This is a genomic window from Priestia sp. ST2, assembly GCF_055810735.1.
Map to the genome: position 1 here is coordinate 1,058,254 of NZ_JBVVNT010000002.1, position 19,982 is coordinate 1,078,235.

Consider the following 19,982-nt stretch of genomic DNA (forward strand, 5'->3'; position numbering starts at 1 on the left):
ATAAATATGGAGGAAATAAAGGACTGCTCTCATTCCTTTGTTGAAGATAATACAGTTTGTTTCACCCATTTTTTTCGATTTCTTTGGTCAATGATCCATTGATATAAACTTTGTATGCCTAGTATCAGAGAAATTATAACACCGCTCGCTGCCAGGATTAATGCAAAATATTCTACAGGATTGTACGCAAGTATATTTCTCCATTTGATTCTTCCAATAAAATCATTTACTACAAGCCCCATTCCAAGCATTTGACCTACTACGGAATAAAGAGTCAAAATCAGTAATAACAGGCTGTCTTTTTTCGCATTAACGTTTTCCTGGTATCTAAATAAACTCTCTAGAGATTGTTTAGCTTCCTTATATAACAACTCAATATTGAAATTTTTCCTAAGAAGATAGAAAATATCACGGCTCCGGGACTGAGATACTATTTCAAGCGAAAAATAATTGGCGGTAAAGGAATTAATGGAATAAATTAATTTTTCCATTTCTTTTACGTCTTTTTCAATATTTAGCTCTGTATAGGTATTAGCTAATTTTAATAAAACGATCTTGTGAAACAGATTTAATACAAGCCCGTAGTAAAATTCTCCATAAAACTGATTAGCTAAATCAGGAGTTGTACGTTCATCTTGAATCGTTATACAAGTAAAAATATGTTCTTCTATCAGAAAATAAGTGCTAGGAGCCCAGCGCTGATAAGCATGTTTTTGTAAATAATCTTGAATGTAAGGAAGGTTATTAGCATGAACATATGGCTTCCCCTCTACAGTTAAGCCGCAAAGACTTCCCATTCGATAAACATCAACTACATCGATTTTTTCATTTTTCTCTAATGCCACTAAAGATTGGACATACATTCTTTCATCTTCAAAAAAAGAAAAGGTTTCAAAATAAGAATTCTCCTTTGAATCACCTTCAAAAAAGCGGGAAAGCCCCTCAAAGAGGTTGTTAAATACAAATTCCCCTGCTCCCTTGTATATCTTGCCATCGCATTCAATTTTTGTACTGCTATCCTTTCGTGTTCGTGGTTCTAATACGCGAAAGCGATCTGCGAATTCTAAAGAATGAGACAATGACACAGACGTAAAGGGGTTCAACTCAGTTCGAATGGTTAAAAACCCAAGTTCATAAGGACATGTCGTTAAATCAACAGAGTGTATTTGAAAAAGAATGCATTCTGTATCTGTAATTAACTTACCTCTTATATTTAAAGGTTTTGAATATCTATGAAGGCCTTTTTCTTTTTCTGAGTGTGGAAAGAGTATCTTATTAGTGAAAGACAAATAATACGCCTCCATATCACGATGTGAGACTTTAAAATCGCCGTAATATGCACATTCGTCTTCTAGTTGATTTAATTGAAATAGCTTAAACCCGCTCTTATTTAAAAAAAGGGAGATACTAGATTCAGTTCCTTGCTTTAAGGAAAAAGGGAAAACAAATTGAAAGAGAGCTCTGTCTATCTTTTTTTCTTGGATATCAATTTGCTGCATTTGTTCTAATGTACTCCTTTCAATTATATATATCGTTTACCATTTTGCATCATAACGATCGATAGTAAACCTACTATATTTTTTCTTAATAAGAGTTCATTCAATTTAATAATTTAAAAACAGTAAAACAGCTCCACATAAAAATAAGTAGCCATACTACGATAATAATTGAACCCGCAACCCAATTTTTAGGTCGTTCATTTCCAATGAGCTCTTCTGCTTTGATTGTGCAGTCCTCTATAACACTTGCAGGTAGCATTTTCAAAGCAAGCATAATTCCTAAAGGAACAATGATTATATCGTCAATATAGCCTAAAACCGGTATAAAATCAGGAATTAAATCGATTGGACTGAAGGCATATGCAACAACACAAGCAGTAAATAATTTGATATACCAAGATACTCGTTCATCTTTATAAGCTAAATATAAGATAAATAGCTGCTTTTTTAACTTTTTAGCCCACAGCTTTAATTGATTAAGCATGTTTCCTAGTCTCCTTTGCTATATATCTGGACGGTTTGATGTAATATAAAATTACTTTTATTCTTTTTGATACCTACATATTTCTCTTATTAATAAATTTAGAACTATAAAAATAACTGATTAATGCAATCATCTTGATTTACAGCTAGTTTGGGAATAGCTTGAATAGGAGCCCAATAGTATGAAAAGATTAATCCTGCATCTTCCCCTTTAGAATTAACCTTATATTCCCACCGTTCTGCAGTTTTTTCTTTAATTTCCAAATGAAAAACATGTCGTTCATGATACTGGCTTTTACCTTCATGATGATAAATATATGTTTTCAATTTTGTTACTGATAAAAACTCCATTAATCCAGATTCTTCTTTGACCTCCCTATATAAAGCTTCTTCAATTGTTTCTCCCTGTTCTACAGTACCTGCTGGAACTTGAACTCCTGCTTCTGGATAATCTTTGTGTTTGTAAACTAATAACTCTGTATGATGACCATTAAACCTAGTTATGTAAGCCATAACTTTTGTTATCAACGTTTTACCCTGCATATTCGCTTCCTCCTATATATAGATACTAACCGTACAGATTTTTTCATCAGCAAACAAACTTCTTTAACTCCTAAGCATAAATCAGACATATTTTATTACATCTATTTTAATTGCAAAAATAATTAGTCTCATTGTTGTCATAATAAGCTGCTTTTACGGAAGGTTAACTGGTATGGGAATTGGAATGGTTAGTTTTGCTATTCTGATAGGATCTATAATCATCATATCAGTAAGTGAAATAATAGGAAAAGGCAAGAATCAAATTGATTCTTGCCTTTTTATCTTTATTTTCTTTCAAGAGAAGGTTGTGATACATTTTCGTATTCTGTAATTTTACAGATACGATTTTCATGACGGCCTCCAATAAATGGGGTTGTTAACCAAGTCTTCACAATTTCGCGGGCTAAACCTGGCCCAATTACTCGTTCCCCCATGGCTAAAATGTTCGTATCGTTGTGTTCACGCGTCATTTTAGCTGAAAAAACGTCATGAACAAGTGCGCAACGAATTCCTTTTACTTTGTTAGCCGCAATACTCATGCCAATTCCCGTACCGCAGATTAAAATTCCAAAATCCGCTTCTTCATTTGCTACTCGTTGGGCAACTGGAATCGCATAGTCCGGATAATCGACTGAACTGCTGCATTCACAGCCTAGATCTTCATATATTATGGACATTTCATCTAATAGATTTATAATCTCTTTACGAATATTTATCCCACCATGATCTGAAGCAATTATAACTTTCATAAGATTACTCTCCTTGTTCAGCTATAGTCTTAATTAAAATTCTAATGATTTTGGGAGTCTCTTTTTACCAATACGTTATTTCCTAGAACAATCTTCAGAACACTTCCCGTACCATGTTTTAACCCCTTCAGAGTTGTCTACATTCTCAATAACTTTCCCACATACTTGACAAACGATAGTTCCCTGTTTTACATTAACCTGCTTATTCATTTCTATTTCCTCCTTTTTATTAGAAAAATTCGTTTGTATTCAAATACATTTTTTTAGAGATCAATCATTGTATGTTAGAAAAGATATCCTTAAGCTAGAATGGTATCCAGTAAGCTGTATTTATCATCGTTACTAGATAACTTCGAATGAACTTTTTCAATATCTACATTAATTAAGTCATTTTCTTTGATTCCTACAGCTCTACCAGAATACCCTTTGAGTAATAATTCTACTGCTGTGACCCCCATTTTACTTGCTAATATACGATCAAATGCGGACGGCTGTCCTCCTCTTTGAATAAAACCCAATATACTTGTCCTGACGCTAATATCTAATCGATCCTCGACATATTTTTGCAGGTCTTGAATATCGTACATTTTTTCAGTAATCAGGATTAGGTTATCTTTTTTGCCGCTTTTCATTTTCTCGTTCAGTTTGGAACATATCTCTTCAAAACTTAATTTTCTCTCAGGTGTGGAGATAATTTCCCCTGCGCCTGCTAAAGCAGAGTACAGGGCTAAATCTCCGCAATATCTTCCCATAACTTCTACAATGGTAGTCTTTTCATGAGATAAATCTGTATCCTTAATTTTACCGAGGCATTCTAATATCGTATTTAATGTAGTATCAAATCCAATTGAATAATCTGTGTAAGATAAATCATTATCAATCGTTGCCGGTATACCAATGACATTTACACCTAATTGATGTAATTTTTGTGTTCCTTTAAAAGAGCCTTCACCGCCGATTACCACTAAATGATTAATTCCATAATCCTTTAATACACTTAAGGCTTTCATTCTGCCCGACTCTTTCATAAATTCTGCGCAGCGGGAGGTTTTTAAAAATGTCCCGCCTTTATCCGCAATGTAGTCTACATCCGTAGAGGTTAATCTATGAAGTTTACCTTCTATTAAACCTTGGTAACCACCCTCAATTCCCATTACCTCTATGTTATGATAGTTAGCTGTTTTTACTACTGCTCTAATAGCAGCATTCATTCCTGGAGCGTCTCCACCACTTGTTAAAACTCCTAGCTTCATCATTGCCATACACCCCTGTTATTCTTATCCATGTAAGAAAGTTGGCCGACAGTCTCTAGAAACTAATTGCCCGCCCCTCCTAGTAGTACAAATTTCTTTCAAACAAGAATCAACTAGTTTTTTCTAATCGATCAACTGTATTTTTTTTAATAGCTCTTCCTGATTGTTTTAATAAAAAAGCTACGATAAAGGACGCTACGAACATGCTGACACCTAGAAATGTCATACTAGCATTAAAAGATCCGGTCATATCTTTAATATATCCCACGATGTAAGGTCCGAAGAAACCACCTAGATTACCAATACTATTAATAAGGGCAATGGCACCTGCAGCAGCAGCTTCCGTTAAGAAAGACGGTGGAATTGCCCAAAACGGAGAATATGCTCCGAACGCTCCGCAAAGACTGATCGTTAAGAATATAAATGATAAAACAATGTTCATATTTGCAACGTAGCTACTGATAATCAATGCCACGCCACTTGTTACTAAGCAAGCAACTACGTGAAAGCGTCTTTCATTTTTCTTATCAGAGTGGTTACTAACCAACATCATGGTTACCATTGCACAAACATACATTAATCCTAAAATCCACCCCATAGCATGCGTGCTAAGAGAAGTCGTTTTAGATAAACCTTCTGAAATTGTCGGTAAAAACATGACGATGCCGTAGTAGCCAACCATCCAGAAAAAGTATCCTAAAGATAAGGTTAATACGTCACGGTCTTTTAAGGCCTGAGCGAATGTATAGTGTTTGGCTTCCTGCTTTTCTAACTTCTCTTTTGTTGTAACGTCGATTAACCATTTCTTCTCCTCGTTAGTCAGCCATTTTACATCCTCAAGCTTATCGTCAAGATAGAAGAAACATATCACACCTAAGATTAAAGCTGGAATCGCTTCCAAAATGAAAAGCCATTGCCATCCATCCATGTTTAACCAGTCAATACCTAATAAATAAGTAGAAAGAGGAGATCCTATTGCATTAGCACCAGGGATCGCAATCATAAATCCAGCAATTGCTTTTGCATGATGTTTTGTTTGATAAAAACCACTTAGATAAAAGACCATACAAGGATAAAAGCTAGCTTCAGCAATTCCTAAAAGAAATCTTGCTGTATAAAACTGCCATGGTGTTTGGATAAAAGCCATTAAAATAGCAATTACTGCCCATGTAATCATGATTCTACTAATCCATCTTCTAGCCCCGACCTTTGTCATCATAGCACTGCCAGGTACTTCTAAAAGGAAATAGCCAAGAAAGAAAATTCCTGCCCCTAATCCAAAAACAGCATTAGAAAAACCTAAATCTTCATTCATTTGTAATGCAGCAAACCCAATATTTACTCGATCAAGTATCGATATGGTAAAACATAAAAATAGAAATGGAATGAGCCTTAACGTTACTTTTTTAGTAGTTGAACGTTCTAAGTTAATTGGATCCAAAATAATTCCTCCCTGGGTTACCATCCTTCTATTCTTCATACTCTTCAGTCTTTGACCTGAGTGTTTGCTCTAGGCTAATTGACAGAAAGAATTAAAAGTTTACATAAAAGATGATTGATCTATTTCTAAGTCTGAGTAAATCTAGTCCCTACTTCTGTAATCCCTTTCATATGGGAATATAAAAAATGAAAAAGCGAAGTATCCCCCTGTATTATTTATCATTTAAAAAAGTAAGAACTACTAGAAAATATCATACACCAAAACCTTACTAGCGATATGAAAACACTATAAATCTACTTTCTACTTTCTATCCTAATAATCCAAAACATTTGTAATGCACGATAACGATAAAAAACGCTTACATTTTTGAATCCTTCTGCTAATCTCTTCAAAAAATATCGAGCTGTAAAGAATAATGAATTTTAAGATTTACATTACCTCCGTTTTATAGATTTAGCTACTTGTATACTAAGTTACCTTATATAAACAGTGTACTTACATACCTATCAATTGTCAATATAATTATTATATTAAATATTTTCTGAACCTTATTAAAAATGAAAAGAAATACACAGTTAGTTTGGAAAGAAAACACTGAATCTTACTCATTTTATGCTGTCTTTTCAACAGCAAAAAGACAGCTACACTTTAGCTGCCTTTTACCTCTATATTTGGTATTATTCTAATAAAAAATTAGTTGGAATTAAGCTTTCCAATAACGATCATATAAATTTTGCATGTGAAAACTCATAATTCTCACAGCTTCTTCTTCATTATGCTGTTCAATAGCATTAATAAGTAATTTATGCTCATTAAAATTAACTTCTCGGTAGTCAGGTCTCGTGACGGTTCGATCTCTTATAAACTTCCACATTTCCTGCTGTTTCATCGCATTGCTAATAGCTGCCATAATACTAATAAATAAATCATTATGAGAAGCCTTTGCTATACCATTATGTAGGGCTTCATCTGTTTCTGGTACATACACGCCTGCGTTCGTTTCTTCCTCCATCTTATCAATTGTTGCACGCAGATCCTTAATGTCTTCTTCTGTAGCTCTCAAAGCTGCAAAACGTACAATAAGAGGCTCTATGTTCATTCTTGCTTCCACAATGTCTTCAGGGGAGGTAGATTCCGTTAAAAGTGTGGATTGAGAATTTTCAGCTTCTGTTTGAAACTCTTTAACATATACACCTTCTCCTTGGCGAGAATAAATAAAACCGTTCAATTCTAGGGCGCTAAGGGCTTGTCTAACAGGTACTCGACTTACACCAAATTGTTCACACAGCTCCCTTTCAGCAGGGAGTTTGTCTCCTACTTGGAACGCTCCAGATTGAATTTCAGAAAGAATTTGATTATAAATTTGAATATATAATTTATTATTGGAAACTGGATTAAAACTAATGGAAATCACTTCTCTCTATAATTATTAGCTCATTTTATTCATAATTAAGTAGACATAATTATTATATACTGTTCTATTTTTAGGGGCAACAAGCCTAGCACCTTCTAGCAAAAAAATCCTTATTTATGTAGTCAGTTTCTCATTTCACTAATAATTTTATCAATAAACAGCTATACAGGCATACCATAATGGCATGCCTGTATAACAAACTTGAATATCAATCCATATGTGAGCCACCGTTTATATCAATTTCTTCTCCTGTAATATAAGAAGCTTCTTTTGAAGCTAAAAAGGCAATTGTAGCTGCGATTTCTTTTACTTCACCTGGTCTCCCCATAGGAATACTATCAATCACAGACTTTGCATCTTCTTCAGGAAGGGATTTCCAAATTTCTGTATTAACGAGTCCAGGAGCTACACAGTTAACCGTAATACCATCTAAGGCTACCTCGCGCGCTAAGTTCTTTGAAAAACCTAGTACTGCGGCCTTAGATGCCGAGTAGTGCGGTCCTCCAAAAACTCCTCCACCTCTTTTAGCCGAAACAGAAGACAGGCTTATAATTCGACCATACTTTTGATCTTTCATTGTCTCTAATACTGCTTGCGTACATAGAAACAATCCAAACATATTGACGTTAAACACTTTTGTAATGTCTTCAAGCGTCATATCTTGAACGGTAACCTTTTGAGAAATCCCTGCATTATTAATTAAAATATCAATTCTGCCGAATTCTTCAAGTGTTTGTTTAACCATCGCATCGCAAGAATCTTTACTTGTTACATTTAACTCTATTCCTAGGGCTTTGCCGCCAGCTTCTTTTATTTCATTTACGGTATCCTGCACGCCATCAAAATTGATATCTGCTATAACAACAGCTGCTCCTTGCTCTGCAAGTGTCAGGGCGATTGTACGTCCAATTCCTTTTTTGGAACCGCTACCAGTAATAATTGCTACTCTCTCTTTTAAATCAAACATATTATATTTCCCCCATCTTGTTAGCTTTATCTATTTAATATAGTTAGTCTTAAATCAATTCTTTAGCTGTTTTGATAATATTTTCTACAGTAATTCCATTTAACTCTAATAGTTTTTCATAAGGTGCAGATTGTCCAAATTGATCCTGTACACCAATTCTTCGAACTGTACCTTTTCCCTCTTCCGCAACTACTTCACATACGGCACTGCCAAGGCCGTTTAGAATATTGTGGTCTTCAACCGTAATGATTTTTCCGATATTTAAGCAATCAACCACTGCTTCTCGATCTAAAGGCTTAATCGTATGCATGTCTAGTAATTTCACAGATATGCCTTGTTTCTCTAATTCTTTCGTTGCCTCTAAAGCGAGTCGTACTGTATCGCCGTTGGCAATAATAGCGATGTCGCTTCCATCTTTAATTTTCTTCGCTTTTCCAATTGTAAACTCTTCATTTTCATCGTAAATCATTGGAACCGTATCGCGAGTAAAACGAAGATATACAGGTCCGTACACTTTAGCAGCTTGTTCTACTAGCTTTCTAGTAGAATAATAGTCAGCTCCCATAATGACGGTCATATTTGGAACCGATCTTAATACACCCATATCTTCTATAGCTTGATGACTTCCGCCATCATTAGCTGGCGTTAACCCCCCGTGTGAACAAGCAATCTTTACATTTAAGTTAGGATAGCAGACTTCTTGTCTAATTTGTTCAAGCATTCTTAACGAACCAAAAACCGCGTAAGTGCTTACAAAAGGAATTTTACCAGTCGTAGCAAGTCCAGCTGCTAACCCAGCCGCATTTTGCTCTGCAATTCCTACATTAATATGCTGGTCAGGTAATTGCTTGATAAAGTTTACTGTTTTACACGACTTTGCAATATCTACATCAATGACATAAATATTCTTATTTTCTTTCCCTAATTTTACGATTTCATCTCCAAAGGCCTCTCTCGTAGCTTTTTTTACAGTAAGATCTTTTTCTAGTATGCTCATTATCTTAAACCTCCTGCTACTTCTTCCATTGCTTGATGATATTGTTCTTCATTAGGAGCAACTCCGTGCCAATCAGCCACATCCTCCATGAACGAAACGCCTTTACCTTTTACCGTGTCACAAATGATACATTTTGGTCTTCCATTCTTCGCTACTCTTACTTCATCCAATGTTGCTACAATCTCTTCCATGGAGTGTCCATTAATTCGCTTTGTTTCAAAACCAAATGCATCAAATTTTTTCTCTAAATCTTGCAATGGCATAATTTCATCACAAAATCCATCGATTTGAAGTCTGTTATTATCTACAAACACAACTAAATTATCTAATTGGTACTTAACTGCTGTTTGAGCAGCTTCCCAAATTTGTCCTTCTTGACATTCTCCGTCTCCTACTAAAGAAAAAACTCTATAGTCTTTAAAATCTCGTTTACCTGCGATTGCCATACCTACGCCACACGAAAGTCCTTGTCCTAGTGAGCCTGTTGAAATATCAATACCTTTGCACTTTTTCATATCTGGATGCCCTTGAAACGGAGAACCGTATTCTCTTAACGTGTATATCGTTTCATAGGGAACGAATCCTCGTAAAGCTAAAGCGGAATACTGAATGGGACAAACGTGACCTTTAGAAAGTACAAATCTATCGCGATCTTCCCAGTTAGGGTTGTGCGAATCAACATTCATTTCTTTAAAATAAAGCGCTGCCATAATATCAGCCGCAGAAAGTGAACCTCCTGGATGGCCAGACTGTGCTCCATAAATCATTGTAAGAGCTGTTTTTCTTAATTGAATGGCTTTTTCTTTTAATTCTTCAATACTAATTTCTTTCATTTTAGTCACCTCATTAATTTATGACTTGCTGTTTTCTAAATGATATATTCATTAACATATAATTTAGTATACTTAGGTAACTTGTATACTAAGTAGCTTTGTGACTTAAGTGTACATCTGAAATGCGAATTCGTCAATAACAAGATTGAATTATTAGAATTTTTTTATTTAAAACAAGTCATTTTTGAAGGACAGATGAATTCATCTGCCATTTTCTCCAAGATTTTTAAGCAAAAAAATAAGTACTGCTCCTATCTTAGAAGCAGTACTTATTTTTTATTGATTAATTAGTAAATTGTGTATATAAACAAAAGCTTTATCAAAAACAACTATGCTTTCGCGCTAGAATTATTGCTGCTTATTACATCTTGGCTACTAGATTTAATGCTTCTAGCTACTAGTATACCTACTATCCCCGATATCCCTAAAATAATGAAGATGTAGTTATAACTTGTAACAAGAGCAATAAGCGTGGACGAAATAATACTTCCGAAATAACGAAACGTTGAATAAATACCAGAGGCTGTACCAGACTGTTCTTTGCTTACGGAGTCCAACGAGGCAACCTGCATGCTTGTTAAACCTATTCCGGTCGAAAAACCTCCAATAATTAAAGCCGCTATAAGAAAAAGAATAGATCCAACGTTCTCTAAAGATAGAAAAAGAATATTAGAGACAATAATCATAGCAAAAGAAAACCCAATCACTTTTTTAGAACTAAACTTATTGTTTAATAATCCACCTATCCAGCCGCTTAAAGACATTGAAATCGAAAAAACTGATAAAACAAGCCCTGTTTGCGCTGTAGATAAATGAAATTGAGACTTCATTAACAGAGGCATAATTAATAAAATCACATACATAACAAAGTTGCTAAGCATAATAGATAAATTAGCGCTTGTAAAGGTGGAATTTTTAAATAAAGAAAAATCGATAATCGGGTTTTCTGCCGTATTTTCTCTTTTGATAAACAAGATTGTAGATAAAATAAATAGTATTCCCATTATTAAAGCCTTGGTAAATTCCATACCGTGTGTCAATAAGATCAATAAAGAAATGCTAATTGCTAAATAAATGGAACCTTGAATATCTAAAGTACTTGTTTGCTTTTTAACATTAAATTTAGGAATCATAACTATTCCGCCGATTAAAGCTAAGAAAAGAAAAGGAACGTTGACCCAGAATATAGCTTCCAAATTGAAGTTTTCAAGCAGGACAGACCCTAATAAAGGTCCAATTGCAGCACCCAAACCCATCCCCATTCCAAATATACCCAGAACTTTAGGAAGCCGTTCTTTTGGCACCACATATCTAATGATTGCTATAGTGTTTGGAGTAAGTAAAGCTCCTCCTACTGCCTGCAGTGATCGAAAGATAATAAGAGAAATGAGATTAGTTGAAAATATACAGCCTAAAGATGCTATCAGAAAGAACACCACGCCCCATAAATAGATATTTCTGTTTCCATATAGATCTCCTAGCTTTCCAGCGATAGGCTGAGTGACAGCCATTACAATTAAATAAATAGTTACTACCCAAGAAATACTTGCAAGTGGTTCATTAAAATGAGCCGATATGGTTGATAGAGCAACGGCAATCATTGTCGAATTTATTGGTACAAGAAATGTCCCAATTAGTAATGAAATAATCAAGATAAGCTCTTTATGTTTACCCAAACATTATTGCCTCCTTTTAGTGGAGAGAAATTCCTTTTATAAACGTGTTTATGCTGTTTTTTATCATATCTTGATAATCGGCATGTAAGGCTTTGTCTCCAAAATTTAGTTTATACATAAAATATCCCCAATACGTACTTAGGAAAATCTCCGCTTGTGTACAGCAATCTAATTCTTTGATATATCCTTTCCTTTGCATTTCTTCAAAGTATTCTTTTAGTATTTCTTTCGTATCATTAATTTTTTTCAAAATTTCTTCGTGCGCTTGTGAGAAAATTAAAGGATCTTTTAAAGCAATTGAAATCATGTCTCGGTTATTATCAAAGTCTTTTAGTAACAGGTAACCGAAATTCGTCAAATCTTTTTCAAGCTCCCATTCAATTGATTTATCAAAAATTTCAAGCGAAAAGCTTGTTGTTTTGACAATAGCTTGAATAATGCCTTCTTTATTGCCAAAGTGGCGAAAAACAGTTAATTCATTAACGCCAGCTTGTTCTGCAATTTCTCTAGTGGTAGTACCTTTGTAGCCTTTTTCTTTAAGCAGTTCTATTGTAGCTTTTGTTATCTTCTTTTTTGTTTCATCTTTTTTCATGTTAATCATCCTTTATGCTTCCTGAATGTAAGTATTTACTTTCCATTAGGCAGTATATAAAGGAAAAAGAGCTGTTGTCAAATGGAAGCGAAGAGAACTATTTATTCATTTAAAAGCGTGACAATTCCATTCGTACCATCCACCATAACTATATCGCCATCTTTTAGCTTATTTGTACTTATTTTCGTACCAACCACTGCAGGAATTTCATATTCACGTGCAATTATTGCCGAATGAGAAAGAATGCCTCCAGCGTCAGTAATAACAGCCCCCGCAGTCTGAAATAAAGTAGTCCAAAGTGGAGTAGTGGTTTTACATACTAAAACATCACCTTTTTCCAGCTTATAAAATTCCTTCGTATTTGAAATGACTTTTACTTTTCCGGTATAGGTTCCTGAAGAAGAGGCTAATCCTTTAATAGAATGTTCGCTGTTATCGTCATTTTCTTCAATAGCTCCCATATATTTCTCAGCTTCTTTTAGGTGAGCTGGCTCAGGGACGCCGAAGTATCTAGGCAAATTAGGCATTTGTTCATGTTCTGCGTGTTCTTTTTTACGTTTCTCAACTAATTCTGTCACGTCTACCGGATTTTCTAAAAGAGACTTTACCTCATCAAGATATAAGAAGAAAATATCTTCTTTCATTAGAAAAACATGATGATGTACTAATAAATCACCTAGCTTGATTAGGAATAAACGAGCTTTTGCATCCAACATTGCATCGATATAAAAATGGTGGTCATCTCTTATAACAGATGCATCTAATGCCCACTGATAATATTTTTTAAACTCTTCTTTGTGTGTGCTATCCGCTATCTGTTCCAGAAATTCATTATAGTTCTGTTCACGTTTTTTGACCGTCTGTTTGAAATTCTCATCAAAGTTGTAACCGTCATTAACATACCCTTGAATAATCAATAACGCGTGAAGAGGATTCTCTAGCCAAGTTTCCCCTACAAAATCGTGACTTACGACGCTTCGATATCCATACTGTTTTAGAAAAGTATCTACTTCAGCCATAAAGCTTTTTGCTGCTTTATTTTCCTCTAATTTCTTTAATAAAGTTTCTGTACATTCTTCTTCAAAGATCTTAGTAAGTTCCGCATCGTCTTTAACTGTTAAAGCAAGTCTAGAAAGCTGTTGATCCGTTTCCAACGATTTGTTCATTTTCCCGGTCAATAGCTCATAAACATCATGTCCGGATTTTTTATTTGTAAGGTTTTTATAGTATTCTTCAGCCTTAGTATTTAAAGACATTTGAGGCATAACAATGTCAAAATGCAAGTCATATGCCGTTTTATAAAAATCAGTCAAACTTTGAAGAATCTCTTTTCCTCTCTGAAGATTGAGATTTCCTCCGGTAAAGCTATCTAACTTGTTATAGTAAGGCAAGAATTGTTCCGTAATTATTTGATTCATTCGTTTTGTTAGGATTGGATAAATACTTTCCATCAATTCTTTATTTTCTTGGAATCTTTTCTTGGAATCTCCTTTAAAAGGCTCCATTTTTGTATAGATATGACCTTTATAAAGTTTTAAATTAAGTCTATTAAACATAAACTTTAACTTTTTAAAACTAGCAGCTGTTCCTTCAGAAAATGCCGGAATAATAAATGAAGCGTACAAAGGACTAACAGCATGAGAAAAACTTGTGTCATTTAAAATCCAAAACTCTTCCATATCCTCGAAACTTAAAGATATATCTTTTTGGAAAGGAGTTAATTCTTTTGATTCTGTTAATGTGGTAATCGCTCTTGCCTGTAATAGATATACTTGATTGTCTTGAATACCAAACTCTATGTCTACGGGATGTTGGTAAAGAGCTTCTACTTCTTTTGTTATTTCGCCCAATTCAATGATTTTCTCGTCTGTTAAACAAAACCTTTGCTGTTCATCTTCCGTTGTTTCGATTTCTTCAACGCCTTCAGCAAGTGGAATTATTTTCACTTCCTTTAGCCCTTTCTCTTTCTCTATCTCAAAGGTTTGTTTATTAACCAGGTAAACATCAGGTGTTACTATGCCCGATACGATTGCTTCTCCTAGTCCATAGCTGGCATTAATCATCATTTCTTTTGTATTATGAGTAACAGGGTTTTGGCTGAATATGACTCCCGATACTTCGGACTCAATTAATCCTTGAACAACAACTGCCATTGAAATTTCATCAAAATCAGCATACATATTTTGAGTATATTGTTCGACTCTTTCAGTAAAAAATGAGGCCCAGCACGCTTTTACTTTACTTAAAAAATCCTCAGGGCTTTTCACATTAAGATAGGTTTCATACTGGCCAGCAAACGATGCACCTTCTAAATCTTCAGCACTGGATGATGATCGAACAGCTACTGATGTATAAGAGCTTTTTAGATTTCTAAATGCCTCTATGAGATCCGATTCAATTTCAATAGGAATTTCCCCTTGCAAAATTCTCTCGTGGATATTATCCGTTTGACGATTAATCCCATTCCATTCGATATATCGCTTTAAAGCTTCTGTTTGAATAACAAAGCCATCCGGAATCGGTAAATTTTCTTTTTTCATTTTTATAAGGTTTAAAGCTTTTGCTCCAACTTTTTCATTCGCCTCGTCCACCTTTTGAAAACTTAAACTATACATTAAAAATATTCATCCTCCTACAAATTAGTTTTAAAATGTAAGTAACTACTTACTTTATATTTATTTTAATTCTTTTAAATTTTTATGGTCAATAAAAAGTGGTAAAACATTTAAAAAATGCATATTTAGTTGTGCTTTATTTTAATTTCACTTAAATAATATTCCTCTTTTTTATTACATTTTTTAACTTTTATTAGTCTTTTTTATTATAAAGTCTAAATAGTTAACCAATTAAAAAGTTAATAAAAGAAATGCAAAAAACCCCACCTAAATTATGGTGGAGGTTTCCTTTTTTATAGTTGGGTTAACCATTCATTATCTCTGAGTGCTTACAAGCTTCCACTGGCTGAGTGTCAATTTTATCTTATATCCTCTAATATATAACTGAGCGCTATCAGATTTACGAATCATATGCGAAGTCATAATCAAAAATCTCCTTTCTCATAGAATTATTTTTAATATAAAACTATTTTGGAAATCTTAACCTAAGCATAGCTCAGGATTGTAAACGATTTATTAATGACAAGAAAAGATTATGTAAACATTGGAGAGTTGTAGGGGAACCACTCATTAGTTATGTTTCAACTTCAATAGATTGAGATTTCTATATGTATGAATTCATTGACGAAGCAGAAACTGCAGTGAAGATTCAAAATCAAGTGGATGCCAATGCTGTAAGGTAAATCAAAAGGATAGGCCTTTAAAGACCTATCCTTTTACATAGCATATAAAAAATTTATTCTCTTAATAAAATTGAGACATTAACCATCTATAACGGTTACGTACAAAGATCAGTCTATTAGATTGACAAGCTACTATTTATGTTAGATACAATCCTTTTTAACTCCTTCAAATCATCTATTACCACATCAGCCTGCACAAGCTCAGCTTCTTGAGCAAAATCAAAATTACACCCCACTGCCATTAAACCATTATCTCTTGCAGCATTTATATCAGATAGGCGGTCTCCTACTACTGCAGCATGTTTGATATCATATTTCTTTATAATTGTTTTGACTAACTCTCCTTTATCGAGGGTTTGGATTTGTTGAATACTAAATGTCTCTGTCACCCAATTATTCAAATCGTAATGGTCTACAATTGCTTCTAAATATTCTTTTAAACCGTTACTTGCTATGTAAATGGAAAAATTATTTTCTTTTAAATAGCTAAAGACCTCTTTTACATTGGGATATAAAGCACCTTTCCCTTTTTTTATATTCTCCACTAAGCTTTTTAAAAAATAGTCATCTGTATATTTTCTTATTTCATCTGATTGATTAGGTAATAAAGCTTCCCATACTTTTGGTAAAGGTACACCCATAATCTCACGATACTTATCAATAGGAGTGCCAGTATCCCATTGATTGAGTGCACGTAAATGGTTAAAGGTATCGTCAAGCGATAATTCTAAAATTTTATCTGTTTGAAACAGCGTTCCATCCATATCAAAAATCAGTGATTGCAACATTAAGTATCTCCCTCTTTCAACAGTACTGAATACGTATCTATATATAATACCATAAAAAGGAAAATTAGCAGTTATTAAAAACCATAATGAATATTTTTAGCACAAAAAAGCACCTAATCATTTATAGGTGCTCTTTTTAACTTTACATACTTTGTTTGAAATAATAAATGAAAAAGTCGCTGCTATAATAGAACTTAAAAATGGATAATTAAAAGAAAAAATACTGAGCGTTGAGCTACTCAAATGCTGTGAAGTCTCAGGTACATATGTAAGTGTAAGAAATAGCTCAGAAACAATTTGAAAAGCAAACAGTAACACTATAAAACTACCAATAAACACTGCATAATTTTTCAAAATGACTCCTCCAGTACTCTTAATTTATAAACCTCATATTATTTTAAAAATAGGGACACAACGATAAAGCCTATAATCAGTACAGTAATAAGTATACCTAGCCCCTTCCATCCTAAGCTGCCTGCTAAACCAGATAGGTTTCCAGCTTCATTTCTGTTAAATGCATCGTTCATATTCCCTGTGGGGTTTCTCTTTACCTCTTCGTGTTTTAATCTCTCTCTTCTTCTTTCAGGTGTTTCTGTATCTTCGCTCATCTTCACACCACCATTTCCGGAATACCATAACATATTATGGTTAAAATATAAATTAATGGTTTTTGTTAGATCCCTTTTCTTACACTAAACTGTACACATTTCTTTTTTTAATAAGTATGGAACACTGCTTTGTAATGAAGAAGTATACAGAGCTAGTTAATATAATTACTATTACAAACACCTACACCAAAGAGATCCTCTTTATTTAAGGGGATCTCTTTAATAACCTTATACTAGATACACATTCTTCAAGTTTTTTTGTGTAAGCTTATTTATGTAAAACATCTTCTTTTGTGATTGCTTTTTCATAAATTAATGGTTTAGTTCCTGCTTCTGGCAAAAGATAAATAAAGACAGTAAACGTAAGTTGGAGGGTTGAAACTACAGCCAAAAATAGAAAAAGACGTTCCCTGTCCTTAAACCATATTACTAAACATAAAACTAGAGATATTAAGGACAAAAATAAAAAAAGAAAAAAGCTATATGAATAAGGAACACCATAATGATAAGAAATATCTAAAAAGAAAAATACTATATAGAGAAGTATAAAAGCTGACGGTACTACTTTAGTAAACGTACTCAATAGGAAAAAAACCTTTCTGATTATTTGTTTTAGATTTATAGCTCAAACATACTCAATTTACATAAATAAGTACATATTAAAAGCTGCAGCAAAAATGATTATTACTCATCTTAATTATTTATTTTTTGAACCAAAATGCCTCCAACTTTATCCTTGTCATCTAAAGAAAACTCAATATTGAGTTTATGATTTTTATCAAAATACCCTATTATTGTTGCTCCGGTATCTTCTCTTTCGTAATAATTTTCTCCATACGCCCTAATAACATCTTTTTTGCTGTCACCAGTATGTATTCCCTTTTCTGTACTATACTTGCTACTAATCAAGTCATACCTGCTGACTTTATTATCTACTATTTTAAATTCAACATCATACTTTTCTGTACTTTTTCCATAAATGTAGGTAGTGTACGGAGGCTGCTCAGTAACCTCTATAAATTTTGGTTTCTTCCTCAAACAACTTGCTATGTCATATTTAGAACTTCCTATTGATACTGACTTAACGTTTTCTAATTCAAGATTTGTTGTTTTGGTGCTTGAATAGTACTTTTCTTTAGGTGTAGAAGATGGATCGCAGCTTGCTAATAATAGTAAAATGAGTGGGAAAATAAACAAAAAATAGCTCTTAATGCGCACTGTTGGACTCCTTTATATCGTTTGTTTTTACTCTGACTCTCAGCATTTTCTAATCTATTAACTATTTTTCTTTTGCATATACAAGTCAATCGAATAGAAAATACTAGCTGCAAAGTAATACATGGCAAGTATAGCTAACGTCTCATAGACAGATTCCGCAGCGCTATTTTTCACAAAAGAAAAAACAGTACGCACTACAAAGAAAACGATAGGATAGACTATAAATAGAGAATTAAATTTACGATTCATAACAACATAACGTTCCTTTATTTGGATATTTATGATTATTATAACATAGCTAGATAACGAAAAATCAAGCCCAATCCCCCATTCCAGAAATGAAGAGGATCTCCCCTTCATACTTAAGTTAAAGCTTCTTACCACACCATGGGCAAAATGAAATTCCAATGATGGATGAACCACCATCATGGATAATTAAACCGTATTCCTTATTTGTTTTATCAAATAAGATAAGATTATCTGGACAATCAAACGGATCACTGTGAATATCACACGTAAAGTTCGCATGATAATTCATATAATCACAGCAATGCTTTTTCATTCGTTTTCTCCTTAACTATATGGTCACTATTACTTTTCTCGGTAAACTGAACAGTGTTCATCGGAAATACGATAATTTTCCTTACCGATTGGGGCCGCTACCTCAACTAATTTATGTCCTAGCCGGTCCCATACCGCTACTGTATGCAAAGATACCCATTTCAGATCTCCTCTAGCAAGACGAAAAGAATAGTACCAGTTTTCAGTCCTTACTAATAAACTTCTATAAGAAAGTTCCTTTTTCTTTAAATTTTTGATTTCTAGAATAAAATCTAACATATTTTCTTCCTTAGGCACTTGAATAATTCGCGCTATAAATGTTCCATTAGGATTTTTTTTCGTTTTATAAACTTTTTCCCTTTCTATTTCTAACTCTGGCCGCCCCCTCATATTCCTTCCCCCTGTGTATTAACAAATAATCTCAGTGCTAAGTAGAAATCTATAATTGGTTCAGTAATTCTTCTAACTTTTCTTCAATATCAGCTTCTAAATGATTTTTTGACAAATCATACAAAGTGCCTGTCCCTTTAAAATACCCACTAAAGGAATACCATAATTGGATGTAATGAACGTATGCATCTTCTTCATCTGTAAACCCTTCAAAGTTTATTGCAACCTGGGAACGATATTCTTTTTCTAAACACTGCTCCGAACTTAGATTTGGCAGTTGGTCGCCATCAATATCCCGACACACCCATATTTTTAAGTTCTGCTTATCCTCACGTTCAAATTTATTTCTATATTTGTGCTGAAGACTTTTGCAGTATGCCTCTCCTACTTCTTCCAACTTCACTATATCTCTTTTTAAATTCTCATTTATTTCACTCTCAGGGACTAAAATATATTTGTCATCTGTTTCCTGATCCTGTTTATCCATAAATAGCTTTTTTAATTTATCAAACAAGCTTTTCCCACCTATCTAAAAAAATAATACAAGCATGTTAAATTCGACTAAAGAAACCTCATTTCCTTCTCTGAGCTCTAGTTGTCATAACTAATAGGATATCAGCTACTTCCTTACAAGTAGATTCTTTTACTGGAGTGCTGATTTTCTGACATACT

At 33.7% G+C, this 19,982-nt stretch carries 20 protein-coding genes; all 20 read right to left on the minus strand.

Translation table 11 applies throughout. From position 1 onward, the window contains the following. Positions 1 to 29: 29 nt before the first annotated feature. The 20 genes from AC0KUU_RS11820 to AC0KUU_RS11915 all read right to left on the minus strand — a co-directional run bounded on the left by AC0KUU_RS11820 (position 30) and on the right by AC0KUU_RS11915 (position 19,824). Positions 30 to 1,499 (minus strand): hypothetical protein, encoded by a 1,470-nt coding sequence (locus AC0KUU_RS11820; RefSeq protein ID WP_043980710.1) that lies wholly within the window; start codon positions 1,497 to 1,499, stop codon positions 30 to 32. Between the two features lie 100 nt (positions 1,500 to 1,599). Next, the gene (locus AC0KUU_RS11825; RefSeq protein ID WP_043980709.1) at positions 1,600 to 1,983 is read right to left on the minus strand and encodes a YkvA family protein; all 384 of its coding nucleotides are present in this window, start codon (positions 1,981 to 1,983) and stop codon (positions 1,600 to 1,602) included. Between the two features lie 104 nt (positions 1,984 to 2,087). Further along, on the minus strand, positions 2,088 to 2,525 hold the full coding sequence (locus tag AC0KUU_RS11830) for an NUDIX hydrolase (RefSeq protein WP_162213977.1): 438 nt from the start codon (positions 2,523 to 2,525) through the stop codon (positions 2,088 to 2,090). 284 nt (positions 2,526 to 2,809) lie between these two features. Further along, positions 2,810 to 3,274 carry a ribose 5-phosphate isomerase B gene (gene rpiB / locus AC0KUU_RS11835; RefSeq protein ID WP_165575318.1) on the minus strand — a complete coding sequence of 155 codons (465 nt, stop codon included), beginning with the start codon at positions 3,272 to 3,274 and terminating at the stop codon, positions 2,810 to 2,812. Between the two features lie 75 nt (positions 3,275 to 3,349). After that, entirely contained in the window at positions 3,350 to 3,484 is a 135-nt protein-coding gene (locus AC0KUU_RS11840) for a GapA-binding peptide SR1P (protein ID WP_107917869.1), read from the minus strand. An 89-nt stretch (positions 3,485 to 3,573) separates the two neighbouring features. Continuing rightward, positions 3,574 to 4,530, minus strand: coding sequence for a 6-phosphofructokinase (gene pfkA, locus AC0KUU_RS11845; protein ID WP_162213975.1), 957 nt, complete (start codon positions 4,528 to 4,530; stop codon positions 3,574 to 3,576). 106 nt (positions 4,531 to 4,636) lie between these two features. Then, positions 4,637 to 5,968, minus strand: coding sequence for an MFS transporter (locus tag AC0KUU_RS11850; RefSeq protein ID WP_237074739.1), 1,332 nt, complete (start codon positions 5,966 to 5,968; stop codon positions 4,637 to 4,639). Between the two features lie 703 nt (positions 5,969 to 6,671). After that, positions 6,672 to 7,382 (minus strand): FadR/GntR family transcriptional regulator, encoded by a 711-nt coding sequence (locus AC0KUU_RS11855; RefSeq protein ID WP_043980704.1) that lies wholly within the window; start codon positions 7,380 to 7,382, stop codon positions 6,672 to 6,674. 208 nt (positions 7,383 to 7,590) lie between these two features. Then, positions 7,591 to 8,349, minus strand: coding sequence for an SDR family NAD(P)-dependent oxidoreductase (locus AC0KUU_RS11860; protein ID WP_043980703.1), 759 nt, complete (start codon positions 8,347 to 8,349; stop codon positions 7,591 to 7,593). 49 nt (positions 8,350 to 8,398) lie between these two features. After that, positions 8,399 to 9,346 (minus strand): transketolase family protein, encoded by a 948-nt coding sequence (locus AC0KUU_RS11865; protein WP_013056350.1) that lies wholly within the window; start codon positions 9,344 to 9,346, stop codon positions 8,399 to 8,401. Continuing rightward, positions 9,346 to 10,197 carry a transketolase gene (locus AC0KUU_RS11870; RefSeq protein WP_308115081.1) on the minus strand — a complete coding sequence of 284 codons (852 nt, stop codon included), beginning with the start codon at positions 10,195 to 10,197 and terminating at the stop codon, positions 9,346 to 9,348. The genes AC0KUU_RS11865 and AC0KUU_RS11870 overlap by 1 nt, the downstream gene beginning before the upstream one ends. Before the next feature lie 311 nt (positions 10,198 to 10,508). Further along, a complete protein-coding gene (locus AC0KUU_RS11875; RefSeq protein WP_165575320.1) occupies positions 10,509 to 11,855 on the minus strand; it encodes an MFS transporter in 1,347 nt (448 codons plus the stop codon). A 16-nt stretch (positions 11,856 to 11,871) separates the two neighbouring features. Further along, a complete protein-coding gene (locus AC0KUU_RS11880) occupies positions 11,872 to 12,447 on the minus strand; it encodes a TetR/AcrR family transcriptional regulator (protein WP_251468295.1) in 576 nt (191 codons plus the stop codon). Positions 12,448 to 12,548: 101 nt separating this feature from the next. Next, positions 12,549 to 15,062 carry a PEP/pyruvate-binding domain-containing protein gene (locus AC0KUU_RS11885; RefSeq protein ID WP_322551940.1) on the minus strand — a complete coding sequence of 838 codons (2,514 nt, stop codon included), beginning with the start codon at positions 15,060 to 15,062 and terminating at the stop codon, positions 12,549 to 12,551. Positions 15,063 to 15,861: 799 nt separating this feature from the next. After that, positions 15,862 to 16,533 carry an HAD family hydrolase gene (locus AC0KUU_RS11890; RefSeq protein ID WP_043980694.1) on the minus strand — a complete coding sequence of 224 codons (672 nt, stop codon included), beginning with the start codon at positions 16,531 to 16,533 and terminating at the stop codon, positions 15,862 to 15,864. A gap of 392 nt (positions 16,534 to 16,925) precedes the next feature. Next, complete coding sequence (locus AC0KUU_RS11895) at positions 16,926 to 17,141, minus strand: DUF6366 family protein (RefSeq protein WP_043980691.1); 216 nt, start codon at positions 17,139 to 17,141, stop codon at positions 16,926 to 16,928. A gap of 693 nt (positions 17,142 to 17,834) precedes the next feature. After that, positions 17,835 to 18,359, minus strand: a complete 525-nt coding sequence (locus AC0KUU_RS11900; RefSeq protein WP_043980690.1) for a hypothetical protein — start codon at positions 18,357 to 18,359, stop codon at positions 17,835 to 17,837. Positions 18,360 to 18,726: 367 nt separating this feature from the next. Then, complete coding sequence (locus AC0KUU_RS11905) at positions 18,727 to 18,921, minus strand: DUF6980 family protein (protein WP_016763636.1); 195 nt, start codon at positions 18,919 to 18,921, stop codon at positions 18,727 to 18,729. A 29-nt stretch (positions 18,922 to 18,950) separates the two neighbouring features. Next, the gene (locus tag AC0KUU_RS11910; RefSeq protein WP_043980689.1) at positions 18,951 to 19,310 is read right to left on the minus strand and encodes a hypothetical protein; all 360 of its coding nucleotides are present in this window, start codon (positions 19,308 to 19,310) and stop codon (positions 18,951 to 18,953) included. Positions 19,311 to 19,359: 49 nt separating this feature from the next. Continuing rightward, on the minus strand, positions 19,360 to 19,824 hold the full coding sequence (locus AC0KUU_RS11915; RefSeq protein ID WP_043980687.1) for a hypothetical protein: 465 nt from the start codon (positions 19,822 to 19,824) through the stop codon (positions 19,360 to 19,362). Positions 19,825 to 19,982: the final 158 nt, after the last annotated feature.

Bases quoted from the DNA above. Each gene is read 5' to 3' on its own strand.
- AC0KUU_RS11820 (WP_043980710.1), bottom strand. From the start codon at position 1,499: ATGCAGCAAATTGATATCCAAGAAAAAAAGATAGACAGAGCTCTCTTT.
- AC0KUU_RS11825 (WP_043980709.1), bottom strand. From the start codon at position 1,983: ATGCTTAATCAATTAAAGCTGTGGGCTAAAAAGTTAAAAAAGCAGCTA.
- AC0KUU_RS11830 (WP_162213977.1), bottom strand. From the start codon at position 2,525: ATGCAGGGTAAAACGTTGATAACAAAAGTTATGGCTTACATAACTAGG.
- rpiB (WP_165575318.1), bottom strand. From the start codon at position 3,274: ATGAAAGTTATAATTGCTTCAGATCATGGTGGGATAAATATTCGTAAA.
- AC0KUU_RS11840 (WP_107917869.1), bottom strand. From the start codon at position 3,484: ATGAATAAGCAGGTTAATGTAAAACAGGGAACTATCGTTTGTCAAGTA.
- pfkA (WP_162213975.1), bottom strand. From the start codon at position 4,530: ATGATGAAGCTAGGAGTTTTAACAAGTGGTGGAGACGCTCCAGGAATG.
- AC0KUU_RS11860 (WP_043980703.1), bottom strand. From the start codon at position 8,349: ATGTTTGATTTAAAAGAGAGAGTAGCAATTATTACTGGTAGCGGTTCC.
- AC0KUU_RS11865 (WP_013056350.1), bottom strand. From the start codon at position 9,346: ATGAGCATACTAGAAAAAGATCTTACTGTAAAAAAAGCTACGAGAGAG.
- AC0KUU_RS11880 (WP_251468295.1), bottom strand. From the start codon at position 12,447: ATGAAAAAAGATGAAACAAAAAAGAAGATAACAAAAGCTACAATAGAA.
- AC0KUU_RS11885 (WP_322551940.1), bottom strand. From the start codon at position 15,062: ATGTATAGTTTAAGTTTTCAAAAGGTGGACGAGGCGAATGAAAAAGTT.
- AC0KUU_RS11890 (WP_043980694.1), bottom strand. From the start codon at position 16,533: ATGTTGCAATCACTGATTTTTGATATGGATGGAACGCTGTTTCAAACA.
- AC0KUU_RS11895 (WP_043980691.1), bottom strand. From the start codon at position 17,141: ATGAGCGAAGATACAGAAACACCTGAAAGAAGAAGAGAGAGATTAAAA.
- AC0KUU_RS11905 (WP_016763636.1), bottom strand. From the start codon at position 18,921: ATGAAAAAGCATTGCTGTGATTATATGAATTATCATGCGAACTTTACG.
- AC0KUU_RS11910 (WP_043980689.1), bottom strand. From the start codon at position 19,310: ATGAGGGGGCGGCCAGAGTTAGAAATAGAAAGGGAAAAAGTTTATAAA.